Origin of the sequence: Leptospira kobayashii (assembly GCF_003114835.2) — a bacterium.
Classification (GTDB): Bacteria; Spirochaetota; Leptospiria; order Leptospirales; family Leptospiraceae; genus Leptospira_A; species Leptospira_A kobayashii.
Window position 1 is genome coordinate 50,161 of sequence record NZ_AP025029.1, and the last position, 13,712, is coordinate 63,872.

Below are 13,712 nucleotides of genomic sequence, written 5' to 3' on the forward strand. Positions count from 1 at the left end.
CCCTATCGCATCCCGCTCATTCCCTCCATCTTCATTCGCATCTTAAAAAAATTTTCTTAACAAAAGTTCGCCTTTTTGCCAAAACAAAAGGCGAACCTTTAAAACGTATGACCCATATCCAAATAAAAAAGAGAATCTTCCTTTGAAAAAGCCATATCCATCAATATAACAGTTGCTTGGTCCCAAATGATGCGCATACCCATACCTCGTGAATGTTTGTAACCTTGCGTAGAGATTTCACGCATTCTATCCCAAACTTGACCTATATCATAAAAAGGCACAAGGCTCACTTGAAAATTCTGGTCCCATAATTCAAAACTGGCAAATCTCCACCTAAGTTCGAAATTATAAAATCCCATAACAGGCCCGTAAAATCTTTCCTGTCTGTAACCTCTAAGAGTATTCTGACCACCTAAGGCTCCCATAGGACCGTCAATCGAGTATAAATATCTATATTCAAAAAAAGGTACATTACCATCGATTCTTGTCAAAGCAACACGTTGGGCGATCACCAACTCTTCAAAGTAATGTGGGAAAGGTTGCCAAAAATTCTTGGCTTGCACCATATGCCTTAGATAGGAAAAATCGGAACCTATCATCCTTTCCGCCCGATTAAAATTATACTCAATCAACCATCCGCTATCCGGGTCCGGTTCATAATCACGAGTATCATACGCAATTCCTCCCCGAAGATAATTTAGATTTCCACCTTTTTCTCCGATTAATTTCCCTCGACTGGCATCTCTGGAAATATCGGAAATATCTTCCTGAACGGGAACATCCACCCCAAAATAAGGATCTTTCGCCTTCGTCCATTCACCATCATAACGCCTAACTATGTTTTTAGAGAATTCAGCCCCGCCCCAAAGCCTGAATATTTTATGTATCGTCTTATCTAAAAAAAATTGCGCGTACGTAGTCTCAAAACGATACTCATTTTTTCTTTGTGTAGAAACAGCTTCCCGACCTACTCCTTTGGACGTATAATAAGAATTAGCCGATTCAAAGTCTGTATAACTCGCATTCCGATGCATCTCTCCGTCCGGTTGGTTCCTGTCGGAATATTTTAACGGTGCAAGAGAAGAACTACCCAAGCCGAAGTATTGATTGTGTAAATTGGTATCGTGACCGACAAAAGTCTTCAAACGATAAGGGGAATCTAAAAAATAAGGAGCATCCAAGGATACAAAGTAATTCTGAGTGCCTCGCGTACTATTATAAGCACCGGTAGAAATCGAATACTCGTAAGGTGTGTATTGAAAAGAAGGAGAATCCTTTTTGCCGTTATAAAAAAGATTGGCGATCAGCCCCCCTCCTTTTCCGGAAACGGCATCATTTCCAATTAAAGGAAGGCCTGTCGCATACCAGCCTTCTCTTTTACCTGCAAGTTCCTTTGCATCCAGTTTCTTAAAGTCGCCGATCCAAGATGGGATCGGTTCTTGGATTTTAGGTTTATCTTGCGGTTTATCCAAGTCCTGGGTTTGAGCAAAAAGGCCGACACTGAGGAAATAATATATTGATAAGATCAGGCAAGGCTTAAGCAATTTGAATCTTTGCAAAAGACTATACCTTCACGTATTTATTTGGCTTCGCGAACTTGAATGGTTTCTACCCTATCTTCCCCGGCAATGATATCGGAGAGAATGACAACTTTTTCACCGGGTCTTAGAAAACCGTTATTCTCCAAAGTTTGGATAGCAAGTTTAATCGTTTTTTCCGGATCAGATGAAAAATCCACCCGATAAGGAATTACTCCACGAGTCATCCAAAGCTTCCGGCGAACAGATGTCATATTGGTAAATGCATGAATAATGGAATGTTTCGGGTGAAAGGAAGCGACGTTATTTGCGGTAATCCCTCTTCTAGTAATCACGATAATCGCAGGCGATTGTAAAGAATCGGCAAGATTGGATGCTGATTTTGCCATTTCTTCTTTTTTGTCTTTAGGCTTTCTGTTTGCCGCCATACCTAAGTTAATCGAAGCTTCCATCCTACGGGCGATCTTATCCATCATCTCGACACAGCGAATAGGATATTTTCCGACTGCAGATTCTCCGGATAACATAATCGCATCCGCTTCTTCATAAACTGCATTGGCAACATCAGTCACTTCCGCCCGGGTAGGAGAAGGGTTTTGAATCATAGATTCAAGTAAGTGGGTGGCAACAATCACTCGTTTACCCTCTTCCTGGCAACGTTTGATGATCCTTCTTTGAACGATCGGTAGTTCTTCGATCTCAATTTCAACACCCAAATCTCCGCGAGCAACCATGATCCCGTCGGATTCGCGGATGATCTCATCCAAATTACGAAGTCCTTCCTGATCTTCTATCTTGGATATAATCTGCGCGTGATGATTTTTTTCTTCGATAATTCCGCGAAGTTGTCTTACGTCTTCGGGAGAACGTACGAAAGATAAAGCTACAAAATCGATATCTTCTTCCAATCCGAATAGAATATCTTTCAAATCCTTCGGAGTAATGGAAGGTAGGTTTACCCGAATCCCAGGCAGGTTGATATGTTTACGGGAACCCAACTTCCCGCCATCTAACACAGTACAAACGAGTTCGTTTTCTCTAATTTCCTGGACTGCTAAATTGATAAGTCCGTTATCAACCGTAACCTTATCCCCTACCTTCAAATCCTTTACAATATCCCGGTAATTTACAAATACACTTTGTGCCTCCGCTTCCATTCCGGGAATGATATGAAATGTAAAAGTTTCACCGACTTTCAAATGTAAGTCGTTTTTTACATCTCCTGTTCGGATCTCAGGCCCTTGCGTATCCAATAATATGGAAATAGGATGTTTGTGTAGTTCGTCTTTATTGAGAGATTTAATGGTACGAATGACTTTTCTATGACCTTCAATATCCCCATGAGACATGTTGATTCTTGCGATATTCATTCCTGCTTCGGCAAGTTGGCGAATCACATCTTTTGAAGAAGAAGCGGGACCGATCGTACATATGATTTTTGTTTTTCTAGCTCTGAGATTTTCTATTGCGGGCATTTTTTGTTACGGTTTAAGACGAGGTAATATTCTATTTAAAAATTCTAACAAAGATTCAGCAATGTCAAACTTTTCTTGGTTTGGGAATTTTTCATTTCTTTGACGATTGCTCTCTTCGCTTACTTTCTCCAAAAGGCGTTTCCCCTGGCGTTTCAAATAAGAAGCGGATACCAGGATGGGCCATGGAAATTTTTCCCTTTGGTTACGAACCGGAAAAGAATAGATTTCCTTCCCTCCGAACTTTTTAAGGAAAAAAATCAGATTTTCCTCGGTATAAGCACCACTTAACTTTGTTAAGACGTATTCCCTATCAGGATAGATTCCGAAATCCCAAGCCTCATCCAAAATACGGACAATAGACTCCATGGATTCCTTCCATTTTTTTTCTTCTTCCGGTGTACCTTGTTTTACCGGTTCCGAATCGGAATCGTTATCCGAAGAAGATTTTGTTTGTTTTTCGCCCTCTTTTTCCTGAACTTCCTTTTCCTTGAGTCTCGCTCTTACGATCCTTTCTTTTTCCTGCGCGATTTTAATATTCTTTTGTGCCACCAAATCCTTGTTCAATTGCTGTTGCAGCCTGGCTTTGATCGCGGGGATTTCGTGTTTATGAACCGTATTGGAGCCGATCATCATTCTCCAGAGTTTGGTTAAAAAAGGCAAAAACTGGAACAGACTTTGTGCTTCGATTTCTTCGAATATTCTCTTAGGTCCTTCTTCCATCAAATGAACGGTTACATTCATCACGTTTAATACCCTGATTTCCAAATCATTCCGTTTGGTTGCGAAACTGCGTTTTGCAGATTCGATCGCTTGTTGTACGCAACCTTTATGTAAGATAAATTCGTTATAAATTTTGCGATCCGCATATTCCGCGTACAACAAATCATTCTGCGACATGAGGATAGCGCGAAACTCATCACTGAGCGGCTCGCCACTGACTCGAAGTTGATTCAACTCCACAATCCGACCTGCCTGCTCCAAAAAGAGCATCAAGTCTTCCACTTGCTGTTTTCTTTTTTGTTTTTCTTCTTTTTCCCTGTCTTTCTCTATAATCTCGTTTAGAACAAGAGTTTCTTCAATCAGGGTTTTTTGGTCGCCGTAAGAGTCATTCATATAACCCAAAATCTCAGTGAGAGTGGCTCTCGGCGAATTCCACACTTCTTCCGAAAGATTCCCCATGACGCCTAACTTCTGCAATGCGGGGTAAATCGTGTTTTTCACGTAATCCACATAAGCATCATATCTATCGGCAATCTCGTTCGGTTTATTATAAATGAAAACGGATTTATTTCCGGGTCTGCTTGCCGCATCATTTCTGAAAAAGAAAAGAATCTTATCATCCACCAATTGTTTCAAGACAGGCTTCAAATGGATCACAATCGTAGCATCTTTTTGAGGCTTTGTCTTATCATAAGGACACTGAAATAAGTTTCCTATTTCGGTTGCAGCATAGGTATCAAAGAGGCGGTTTGCATCCACTGCCGCCTTGATCACTTTCTTCATTTTCTCTTTGCCGGAATATTTTCTTTTTTCTTCAAACCAGGATTTGATCGCTACTACGGAATGTTCGTTCAAACCTAATGCATAACGAAAGGCGGTTCCCCCGTCTGCCGTTGTAGGTCTAGCAAACACGGTATTATGCTTCAGGTATGTACGTGCATTTTCAGGATCACCCGGCTCATTGGGATGAAATTCCAATACATTCAATTTTTTCAAAATAGGAGGGTTTTGTTTGAAACAAAGATCGTTTACATATGCTTCGATCCTGTCCCGATCCACGGAACTATCCCGTTCAATCTGTTCGGTATTCGGCAAAACTTTATTTTGAAGAAATTTATCAGTCCATTCGAAGATCACAAGCAGAACCTTGTAAATCCCCTTAAAAGAAAAATCTCCCCGGGAATCCATCGCCTGCACTTTCTGAAGGCAGGCAGTGTAATCAAATACTCTTAGTTCGGGGAGATTCGGATCTAACATAGTTTACTTGTCTTTATGACGAAATTAATCCTTTTTTATAAAGGAGTTCCGCATTTAAAAGCGCAGCTCCGGCAGCTCCACGGATGGTGTTATGCGAGAGAACAACCCATTTCCAATCCAGGATACTATCTTCCCGAAGTCGTCCAACGACCGTTGCCATTCCTCGCCCTGTGTCCAAATCCAATCTCGGTTGCGGCCTATCCGCTTCTTCCCGGTAGACGATCGGTTGTTTTGGTGCCAAAGGAAGATCTAGTTTCTGCGGTTCTCCTGAAAATTCCTTCCAGGTTTTCAATATATCTTCTTTGGATGGTTTTTTCTTAAACTTAACGGACACACAAACAGTATGCCCGTCGAAAACAGGAACGCGATTGCAATGAGCCGAAATTGCAAAGGATGCTGATTTGATTTGTCCGTTCTCTACGGTTCCCAAACATTTTTGCGGTTCTATTTCCGCCTTGTCTTCTTCCCCGCTGATGTATGGAACTACGTTTCCAAGTATGTCCATAGTAGGAACTCCCGGATAACCTGCACCGGAAATCGCCTGCATGGAAAATAACATCACGGATTCGATTCCGTATTTATCATGCAAAGGTTTAAGAGAAATGGTCACACCCATAATCGTACAATTGGAATTTGTAATGATCTTGCCGGATGTTTTTTGTGATTTTAAAACTTCCAAATGTTCCGAATTCACCTCTGCCGACATAAGCGGGACATGGGGATCCATTCTATGGTTTTTTGAATTGGAAATTACGATCACACCGCTTTCTGCATATTCGGTTTCCACCTCACCTGCGATAGACGAGTCAAGACCGCTAAACACGAGTTGCACGCCCTTAGTATCCGTCGGTTTTGGTAAGGTGATAACGATGTCCTTTGCATACGCCGGTATATCGCTTGAAATTTTCCAACGCGACTTCATCACCTCACCGTAAGTCTTTCCTGCGCTCTTCTCTGAAGCTGCAAGATGAGTCACGGTGAAAAAAGGGTGATTCTCCAATAATTGAATGAATCTTTGTCCCACGGAGCCAGTTGCTCCCAGAACCCCTACCTTAATTTTTTCCATAAATTTCCTTACCTATTCGTAAGGTCTGGGATTGACCCTATTTAGAAAAGATATTTCCGATCTCTCTCACATAAATCGGATTCATTTGCTCCATTCCTAAATAAGTAAAATGATGAAAGTCAGAAAATCCCTGCATGGGAAGTTCGCGTCTCATATCCCTAAAGAAAACATTCGGGGAAGAAAGAGATTTCAAGTAAGCCAAATAATCGTTATACCATTCTGAGGATTCGTACCAATCCAGGGAGATAGGATTTTCAGGATTATTGATAATTAGGATGGGAATGCCACTCTCTTGAAACCGATTTGCAATTTTTTTTAAATAATTCAGATGAAAGATCGGCTTAAATTTCTCCTTCGCAATCCTCTTCTTGGCTCTTTCCAAAGCAACTAAGTAGCCAATCCCCGGACGTTGGTCCAAACCTTCTAGCAGCCGGTAATAAAAATACGATTCGTACTCCTTATCTTCCATGTGAACGTAACGATCATCCTCGCTCCTAGGTTCCCTTTTGTATTGCATTCCTTGGCGGGGAGATTCCAAACCGAATGTTTGCTGAAGACGAACCCCCATGGGATCATAATGATAATCCAGATAGGCGCCTCTTGCCTTGTTCGCATACCAAACACGAGAAAGTTTTGCAGTCACAGGCAGGAGGGGAGAATAAAAATCCGAAGATAGTCCGATCTTCACCCAACCTGTATGATCCAAAACCACCGTTTGGGATTTCCCTAGGGAGTTTCGGATATGTAGGGAAACAGGACCGTTTTCCAATAAAAATTCGGTCACCTCGATCCAAAATCCGTCTTTCTCTTTTTTCATTTTGTCTATGGGCAGAAACGAAAAAGATTCTTTGGTCCATCCGAGAGTATTAATTCCTTCCGGAATGGGCACTCCTGCATAAGCATGATAACTTGTATTTCTCCCGAACCTATGTTGGTAAAGATTGTTCAGATTATTCAGGTAAATGTCTTGGTAACGATAAAACCCGAATACATAGGAGATCAGGTATTTCGCCCTCTTTTCATAAGACATGGATGATCCGACTTCACGCAATGTTTCTTTGGGAAATACCCATAAGGATTGAGGTGCCTCCTCGAATGTAAGTGCATCCCGGATCAATTCCCCTTCGTCTACAGTCTCATTCGAACCGTCCGGGAACATAACATACGTTCGATGAAGGCGCAAGTCGATAAAATTGATCGGGTAAACAACCAAATCCGGCTGCAAAGGAAAAAGCCAATCCAAAAGCAAATAAACATAAAGCGGGCTGTTTCCTGCGTAAGCAAGATAGACCACCTCATATTCCTTTCCCGTTTTTTTCAAAAGTTCTTTGGAAAGCAGCTCCGCATCGAAAGAATAATAAGCGATCGAACTTCCTAAAATAAGAATCCTAGGTTTTGTCTTCGGCTCGTTTGCCACTCGATTGTATTCATATAGAAAATTAAAAAAATGATTCGTATTCCATGGGGATTCGTTCGGAAGAAAAAACTGTCCTTTTCGAAACAATGCCCAATCAAATAATACTATGGAAAAAATGATCGAGAGAATGAGTATAAAACGTGTTTTTAATGATTTCATCAGAATACAAAATACACAAACGGTTGCCCCTTGGCTGAAAGTAGTACGATAGCGATAAAAGCCAATGAAAATAAGGCTCCAAACGCTATGACTTTCCATTCGGATCGGAATAAATTCTCCAATCTTTCTTCCATTTCCGCATTGGTTTTAAAATACTTCTGTCCGATCCAATGGCCCGCTACCAATGCAAATAGGCACCATGCAGTACTTAAAAATATGGCATGAGGAATGGTAATTATCCCGTTTTTGGAGAAAAGACCCTGTAGATAGCACAGGGAAACGGTAAAATCGGGACTTCTGAAAAAAATCCAGAGCAAGATTACTGAAATGAATGTAAATAGCTGCAAAAGAACTAACTTTAGTTTCACCACATAACCGAAAATAAACGAGGCATTGAAAGCAGAACCGACAGAGGGATTTTCCTTTCTTTTGAAAAACAGCCTTTCCATCACAAGTAGCAACCCATGACCACCGCCCCAGAAAACAAAATTCCAACTAGCTCCATGCCATAGTCCGCCGAGCAACATGACCACCATCAAATTAAAATTCGTTCGAAATCCACCTTTCCTGTTTCCACCCAAAGGAATGTAAAGATAGGAACGTAACCACCCGGAAAGGGACATATGCCACTTGGTCCAGAATTCGGAGAATCCTTTTGCAAGGTAAGGCATCCTGAAATTCTCAGGCAATCGGAAACCCAGGATAAGTGCCGAACCCTGGGCGATATCCGTATACCCGGAAAAATCGCAGTAGATCTGCCCCGCATAGGACAGCACCCCCCACCATAAAAAAGATGGGGAAAGATCTTTCGGGTGTGAAAATGCAAAATCGGAAGTGTTGGCTAAATGATCCGCCAAAACCGATTTTTTCAAGGCCCCGAGAAGGATCAAAAAGACTCCGAAGGCTAGGGGAATTTCAGAAAATGACTTAGGATTTCGAATCTGAGGGAGAAATTCTTTCGCGGTTACAATAGGCCCCGCTACCAACTGCGGAAAAAAGGAAAGAAACAACAAATAATGCAAATAATTGGACTCGGGTTCAATTTCCTTTCGAAAAACATCTACAGTGTAGGAGATGGACTGAAAAATATAAAAAGAAATCCCAACAGGCAAAATGACCTGAAGCAAAGGCAAATGAGCCTCCACACCCAAAAATTCAGCTAAAATATGATAATTTTCACTGAAAAAATTTAAATACTTAAAAACAGAAAGAACCCCTAAGCCGTTTCCCAACGAAATCCAAAGAAAGAATTTTCTTCGAAAAGGATCGAAAGATCTTCCGATTGCTTGTCCACAGACAAAGTCCACAACCGAGACCCAGACCAACAGCAAAACAAAGCGAGAGTCCCAGGCAGAATAAAATAAAAGACTAAAAATAAGTAAAAAACTGATTATAAATTGATCAATTATCGGCTTATTTTTAAAAACTCCAAATTTCCTTAAACAAAACGGAACAAGCCATCTAGCAATGAAAACGATCAAGAAAAAAATAACATAAATTGGAGTAGTAAAAATCATTATCTGGATTATTTTTAACTATTTATTTGATTAATATTATGCAGTAAACTGGCGAACCAGCAGCAAATCATCTTTGCAAATTTGGCATTATTATGCCTATTTTTAGGCAAATCTACCCACTTAAACATTGTATTTGCACTTCACTCCACAGTTTGGGCAGGTACAAGTGACTTCTGCCTTTACGCGTCTGCCTCCTTGAGGGCCTTCCACCTTACCAACTGCCACAAATTCAAAGGAAACGCCTTCCGGAACGTAATGTCCGGCCCCATATTTCGCAGTACCTTCTATCAAATTAGAGCAAGCGTGGCACTTCACTCGCAATCTTATCGTTTCAGCCATAGAAAGCAGAGAACTGTGCAAATACTGCCCGTAAAGCCCTTTTCGGTGAGCTGCCTTTTTTTCAGGATCATGAATCTTTCCTACACATGCCATTTTGTCAGCAGAATGCTCAATTTTTCAAATATCCCGCGCTGCTCCGGATTCCACCGAAAACCATCTTTAGCTGTGCGCTCCATTGGGGCTTTTTACGGAAATGACGATTTTTCGGCGCCCGGACTAACTTGAAAAATTCGCCTTAAATCACCGAAAATCACTCTACTTATTTATCCTTCTGAAGAATGCCTCAAACTGCTTGTTTTGTTCCATTCCTTAAGGAATTGCAATATTTTGTCCTAACCACTGATCACTGACCAGAACCAGGCAGTTCGCTAACTGCCGATATTTCTAATCCCTTTTTTATGTTTTTCCTGGGATTTTACCCTAGTGATGCCCATACTCTATCCTTGATTTTTTCATTCTATTCTGCAGAAATGGTCCCCGAAAACCCGCTTTTCTGGCCCTATTTCAGCCATCAAATGACTTGAAATGGCCTGACCGACAGAGGGCGGACCTCAAGAATGCTTACCAAAAGAAGGCACTTTTTGGATCTGCCCTATTTTATTGCCCTTCCCCGGGCGATTATTTTATTTAACAGTTTTTGAGATAATTGCTGAATTTTAGGCAAAAAAGAAAGCCAGGAATGCGGCAATTAAACTTTTCTTTTTAAGATTCGATTTAATGCCTAAAAATAGGCAGAATTGATGATTTTGCTTAAGTTTAGGGTGTATGGAGAGAAAGTAATGAATTATGTCTATTTTTGTCAATTCTCCCTGTAGAGTGCACAGGAAGAATCGGCTTGATTGGTTTATTTCTTTTTTGCGGCCTTTTTGGAGGCTGATTTTTTAGCAGGTGATGTGCTTTTGGAAGTTTTAGAAGACTGACTGCCTTTTTTGGCTAAACTATCAGATTTGGTGCGAGAATGGCCTTCTTCGTCCCCATCCCCAAAACTAACTCTGGATTCACTCGGGAGCCTTCCGTTTCTTTTAACCATGTAAATAAAATGTCGGACATACTGTGTATATGGCTCAGGAATTGCTCTTGGATCGAAGGACTTCGGGTCGGCAAGCAGTTGATTGACCTGGGCCAAGGGAAGGTCGTCCTTGCTGGTTGCCATAAGGATATCGAGTCTTTTGCAAATTTCTGTATCATTGACTTCGACAGAAAGCTTCCGCATCGCATTGGTAAATTTTTGGAAGGCAACTCGCTTGGGTTGAGACATATCCCCAGAAAAGCAACGGGACTTAGATTGGCAATCGAATTTAAGGAGAATTGCCCAAGAGTCCTCTCGTTTTGCAATGAAAGCCCGGAGAAAATAATCAGTCCTTTTGAAATTTCAGCCTTACGGCTCTCCATTGAATCTCCGGAAGTTTCCAACCGAAAGACTTCTTTTCCTCCTTTCAAAATCGTGGCCGATGACCGTCGAGCTGCTGAAATGGTCCCCGGAGAAAGACTGGAATTTTCACGAAAAAGATTCGCATCAATAGAAATTACTTTTTTGGTTTCTTCCTGAAAAGTTTGTAAATCTTCGCATGGGAGAGAAGAGGAAGAAAGGCTAAGTGACTCTTCGGTATCGGGAACAGTTACATAGGAAACCACTCCATCCACAAGTTGTATAGGAGTGAGAAGTTCGTCCACAGGGATGATGGTGGGCAAGGAAGAGTCAAAAGCGAAGAGAGAAAAAGTAGGAACAAATACAATTGCCAGGAAACTAGCAAAAGCCAATTTCATTAGCAAAAACCGTGCCAAATTTGTATTCTTTTTCTGCAAAAACATAGAGATTTGTCACAAATATCCCCTATTTTACCAAAAAAGAAAGCTTTTTTCTGTATTTTTCGGGGAAATTAGCTGCTGATCAGCACAAGGGCTTTGGATCGGAGTTTCCATTCCCAGAGCACAATTTCTTTCTCAATGTCCGTGGCCGATTCTTGTTCTTTGGCAAGTAAGGCATAAATCATGCTGGAAATATCTGCAGAGAAAATCCGATCCAATTCTCTTTCAAATTCTTCTACTTTAAATTCCAGAATTAATACGGCCAATCGGAAAGCTTCGTTCATTGCTTTCAATTTTTCTTTGGCGGCTTCGAGTTCTTCTTTTTGGTATTCGTTTCGAATCATTACGTCCAGGAAAGTCCGAATGAAAGAGACATCTTGAGAGGAAAGGTGAAAATCCAAAAGAAGTTGTTTTACCTTATCCAGGTCCATCGCTCTCAAATGGATCCGAGCAAGGAAGACAGGATTTTCACTGAACATATTTAAGTTCTGATTTTTAGTAACATCGGTCGCACGGACCTTTTCATAATCTACGATTCCCTTATCTTCTTTGGAACCGGTTGCGGCGAGACTTTCTGCTGCTGCGGTATTGATCTTTTTTTTGATCACCAGGATATTCAAGCTAGGATAACGAATTTTGAAAGTCACCATCTCAGATCTGGGGATTTCTTCATCAACAACAAGATACTGAACCTGCTCCCCTGATTCCCAGGCATTCATCAATTCTTCTTTATTTCGATAGTGATAGATAATGACAGGAAGAGCATCGCTTTGGCTGCCCGTTCCTAAAAATATAGTTTTGATTTCGTTGGAAAACCCATGTTGGTAGGGAATGACCATTTTCCCAGCTTTCACATTTACAAAGGAAAGTTCCCCCGAATGAAAATGGGAAAGATCAAAGTCTTCACCAAAGAAACCGACTTTTGGGACGAGGACGACAATGGAATTGTTTTTGGAACCCTTGGGAACTTCCGGCCCCAAATCTGTAAAAACGACGTAGGTCATTTTGGAAAGGCGAACCTTTACCAAATACCCTCCCGGGGTTTTCCTTTCTTCGTAGACCGAATCATCCATATTTATAAAAGACCAAGCTGTTTCATTTTGTATTGCAATGACCCTCTAGAAATCCCAAGCGCTTTTGCCATCCGGATTTGGTTTCCGGAAAATATTCTTGTAGCAAGTAGAATCTTCTGCCTTTCTAAGGCTTGGATTCCCCTCCGCAAGTCTAAATCTTCATTGTCCAAAATCCGCACATCTACGTTTTCCTCACCCAAATCGGTGAGACTGATTTCTCTTGTTTTTGACCTTAAAATCGAAGACAAAAACAAGTTTTTTAAGTCAGAAAAATTAGACGGAAAATCACGCAACTTTACTGATAAAAGTGCTTCCTGGCTAAGTAAAATTCCGTTACGATTTTGACTGATTGCCAATTCCTGAAAGAGTGAATTTGCAATTTCCAAAAGAACTTCTTTTGGTAAAAAATCAAATCCCGGAATAAGAATTTTGTCTTTCAAAATCATTCTTTCGAAAGCAGGTAGCATTTCTTCTTTTGGTTCATTACGATCAATAAAGAAAACCAGTCCGTTGAATCCGCCAGAATCTAGCCAATCCAGAACAATTTTCTGTTGGCCGAGACTCCAGGATTTTGGTGATAAAAATACCAAACTTCCCTGACTTGCTTCTCTCCCCCAATCAGATAATGCTTTTTCCAATTTACCCAAATTTTCGGGCAAAGAGCCTAATACTAAAAATGGAGATCCTGGCCGAAGTTTGGAATGGATCCATTTTGAAAAAGTTTTTTTCCCACTTCCACTAGGACCCAAAATCGTAATGATCTTTTTAGATTCCAACGCAAGAATCCGCTCTTCCCAATTAGGGATTAATTTCAAAACGGCCGGCTGAGTAGAGACCTGAACTTGAATCGGTTCGGCAGACCGGGCAGGAAAATTTCCCCATTCCTTTCCTATTTTCTCAGAAAATAAATATAGAAAAGTATCTATGATTTCACCCTTTTCTTCTTCCCATTCCATCAAAAGGAATCCAACCGATTTACCGGCGGATTGGATTCTAAATACTTTTGCATCCCCATTTTTCCCAAAAAGCTCAAACTCTTTTCCGGAAAAATGGCAGGGCAAATCGGAGCCCATTACTTCGTCCCAATGTCTTCCTTCCCGAGTCAGAAAGGAATAAAAAAATCCGTCTTCCCCGTATCCAAAGGATGCGCTTTCATAATAAGAATCTTCTTCCGGGGATTTTAAAACTACAATTCCCGCCCTTGCTTCCAGGACTTGGCAAAGCTCCCCCCATGCAGAAGGAAGGATAGTTTCTATCCATTTTCTACCTTCTATTTTTGAGAATAATATTGCCTGAATCCCTGGGGACATTTTATGAAACTGTTTAAATTTAATCACTTTGT

General features: G+C 41.0%; 10 protein-coding genes. All 10 read right to left on the bottom strand.

Translation table 11 applies throughout. The features are described 5' to 3' along the window. Positions 1 to 98: 98 nt before the first annotated feature. The 10 genes from omp85 to DI077_RS18550 all read right to left on the bottom strand — a co-directional run bounded on the left by omp85 (position 99) and on the right by DI077_RS18550 (position 13,680). Positions 99 to 1,559 (bottom strand): Omp85 family outer membrane protein, encoded by a 1,461-nt coding sequence (gene omp85 / locus DI077_RS18505; protein ID WP_242935461.1) that lies wholly within the window; start codon positions 1,557 to 1,559, stop codon positions 99 to 101. 20 nt (positions 1,560 to 1,579) lie between these two features. Beyond that, on the bottom strand, positions 1,580 to 3,013 hold the full coding sequence (gene pyk / locus DI077_RS18510) for a pyruvate kinase (protein ID WP_109022455.1): 1,434 nt from the start codon (positions 3,011 to 3,013) through the stop codon (positions 1,580 to 1,582). A gap of 6 nt (positions 3,014 to 3,019) precedes the next feature. Continuing rightward, complete coding sequence (locus tag DI077_RS18515) at positions 3,020 to 4,990, bottom strand: hypothetical protein (RefSeq protein WP_109022454.1); 1,971 nt, start codon at positions 4,988 to 4,990, stop codon at positions 3,020 to 3,022. 13 nt (positions 4,991 to 5,003) lie between these two features. Continuing rightward, a complete protein-coding gene (gene asd, locus DI077_RS18520; RefSeq protein WP_109022453.1) occupies positions 5,004 to 6,056 on the bottom strand; it encodes an aspartate-semialdehyde dehydrogenase in 1,053 nt (350 codons plus the stop codon). 37 nt (positions 6,057 to 6,093) lie between these two features. Then, a complete protein-coding gene (locus DI077_RS18525; RefSeq protein ID WP_174705674.1) occupies positions 6,094 to 7,632 on the bottom strand; it encodes a hypothetical protein in 1,539 nt (512 codons plus the stop codon). Next, positions 7,632 to 8,939, bottom strand: a complete 1,308-nt coding sequence (locus DI077_RS18530) for an MBOAT family O-acyltransferase (RefSeq protein WP_278321696.1) — start codon at positions 8,937 to 8,939, stop codon at positions 7,632 to 7,634. The genes DI077_RS18525 and DI077_RS18530 overlap by 1 nt, the downstream gene beginning before the upstream one ends. Before the next feature lie 330 nt (positions 8,940 to 9,269). Then, positions 9,270 to 9,488 carry a hypothetical protein gene (locus DI077_RS18535; protein ID WP_109022477.1) on the bottom strand — a complete coding sequence of 73 codons (219 nt, stop codon included), beginning with the start codon at positions 9,486 to 9,488 and terminating at the stop codon, positions 9,270 to 9,272. A gap of 844 nt (positions 9,489 to 10,332) precedes the next feature. Continuing rightward, positions 10,333 to 10,746, bottom strand: coding sequence for a phosphatidylinositol phospholipase (locus DI077_RS18540; RefSeq protein WP_109022451.1), 414 nt, complete (start codon positions 10,744 to 10,746; stop codon positions 10,333 to 10,335). Between the two features lie 622 nt (positions 10,747 to 11,368). Beyond that, positions 11,369 to 12,370, bottom strand: coding sequence for a hypothetical protein (locus DI077_RS18545; RefSeq protein ID WP_109022448.1), 1,002 nt, complete (start codon positions 12,368 to 12,370; stop codon positions 11,369 to 11,371). A 2-nt stretch (positions 12,371 to 12,372) separates the two neighbouring features. Further along, positions 12,373 to 13,680, bottom strand: coding sequence for a helix-turn-helix domain-containing protein (locus tag DI077_RS18550; RefSeq protein ID WP_109022447.1), 1,308 nt, complete (start codon positions 13,678 to 13,680; stop codon positions 12,373 to 12,375). Between the last annotated feature and the right edge of the window lie 32 nt (positions 13,681 to 13,712).

Coding starts and splice junctions, on each gene's coding strand:
- DI077_RS18550 (WP_109022447.1), bottom strand. CDS start 13,680: ATGTCCCCAGGGATTCAGGCAATATTATTCTCAAAAATAGAAGGTAGA.
- DI077_RS18515 (WP_109022454.1), bottom strand. CDS start 4,990: ATGTTAGATCCGAATCTCCCCGAACTAAGAGTATTTGATTACACTGCC.
- DI077_RS18545 (WP_109022448.1), bottom strand. CDS start 12,370: ATGGATGATTCGGTCTACGAAGAAAGGAAAACCCCGGGAGGGTATTTG.
- pyk (WP_109022455.1), bottom strand. CDS start 3,013: ATGCCCGCAATAGAAAATCTCAGAGCTAGAAAAACAAAAATCATATGT.
- DI077_RS18540 (WP_109022451.1), bottom strand. CDS start 10,746: ATGTCTCAACCCAAGCGAGTTGCCTTCCAAAAATTTACCAATGCGATG.
- DI077_RS18525 (WP_174705674.1), bottom strand. CDS start 7,632: ATGAAATCATTAAAAACACGTTTTATACTCATTCTCTCGATCATTTTT.
- DI077_RS18535 (WP_109022477.1), bottom strand. CDS start 9,488: ATGGCTGAAACGATAAGATTGCGAGTGAAGTGCCACGCTTGCTCTAAT.
- asd (WP_109022453.1), bottom strand. CDS start 6,056: ATGGAAAAAATTAAGGTAGGGGTTCTGGGAGCAACTGGCTCCGTGGGA.